Raw genomic sequence first — 1,382 nt, 5'->3', positions numbered from 1 at the left:
ATTTAACATATCAAGTTAATCATGAAATTTTAAATAATTATACCTTAGATATGTGTGTGCATTTTCAAAATAATTTATCAAAGTTAGAAGAAAATTTGACTCAAAGAAAGACAGATATAGAATTAGCTTTATTAAGTGTTTCAAACACCAAAAATATCTTAGAGAAAATGAAAAAAGAATTTCAGGATGTCCTTGTGACTCAAACTCACTCAGGATGAATTCGATATCTTGGTAAAAATTGGTCATCGCCATTTTCAGCATTAACAACATGATATTTCCCTTCATCAAATCCATTTATGAACCATAAACCTGGCTGGATAACTGACCTTCTTTTTTGGAATGGATCTTTGCCATTATAAACTTTGACATATTCAAAATCTTCTATTACAAAATCGGGTTTATTCATGATGTTATAATTTTGTTGTAAAATTCTACGACAAATATGACTCTCTAAATCTTTATCATTTTGAGCCATTTCGGGAGTACATTCCATTCCTGAATATTTTGATAACGTTTCATGAGGAGCATGATTATATTGAAAAACTAAGTCTTCCATTACCTCGGGAGTAATTTTATCGACTTGTGCAGTATATGCCATATCTCTTAATGTTCGAATAACTCGGTCAATAATGCCGAGAGAACTATGTAATGGTTCAGTTTTTGTTGTTTGTTTTTTTGACATAAACTCAGGATAGACAGTCTTTTTTAATCTTTCAACTTTTTCAATTTTACAATCTTTTCCGAGAAAACTTTTTGTTGCCTCAGCATGAAAACCAGGCTCATCATCTCCGATAAGAACTTTTGGATTCATACCTTGTTTGAGTAAATTAGATAAAGCTCTAATTATCGAATTAGTTTTTTTGAGATTATTTTTTGCTACTCCATTTTTACCTACCTTAGAATTTATTAAAGAGACATATAAATATCTTGTATTTGCGTTTATAGCTACCAAATAACAAAATTCATATTCGAACATCAAATCTATAAAATAAGTATTTGGACCAGCAACTTTATGAAGATAAAATTTTTTATTATCTTCGACAGGAAAGACTTGATTTGGCTCATCTTGACGGTCAGAAATATCTAACTGAAGATTTGATTTCGCTAATTTATCAATCTTTTTTTTACTCTTGAATGCATAATATTTTACTTTATGTTCTGAAGGGTCATACTCTATTAAATTTCCTGGATTAGAATTTAGCTTATGTTGATATATCTCATACCATTCATCTAAAGAATGTTTATCTCTATCTTTTTTCCAACCTCTAGTGAGTCTCTCAAATTGTTTCGGAGATAATTCTCCTTCATAATTACTTCGAAAAAGGACATAATCCTCTAATTTATTTTCAAAAGAATCTGTCTCATCTTCGATAATTTTTTCG

General features: G+C 29.4%; 2 protein-coding genes. One reads left to right on the top strand and one right to left on the bottom strand.

Annotated elements, in window-relative coordinates:
* A partial coding sequence (locus QZ306_RS10325; protein WP_295163608.1) for a hypothetical protein occupies positions 1–218 on the top strand: 218 nt, incomplete at its 5' end.
* Here the strand turns inward: QZ306_RS10325 and QZ306_RS10320 are convergent.
* On the bottom strand, positions 206–1,382 hold a 1,177-nt coding region (locus QZ306_RS10320; RefSeq protein WP_295163606.1), incomplete at its 5' end, for a hypothetical protein. The genes QZ306_RS10325 and QZ306_RS10320 overlap by 13 nt on opposite strands.

It is taken from the genome of uncultured Brachyspira sp., from assembly GCF_910588665.1.
Classification (GTDB): Bacteria; Spirochaetota; Brachyspiria; order Brachyspirales; family Brachyspiraceae; genus Brachyspira.
Note: the sequence above shows the minus strand (reverse complement) of the source record. Positions and strands in the feature narration are given on the sequence as shown.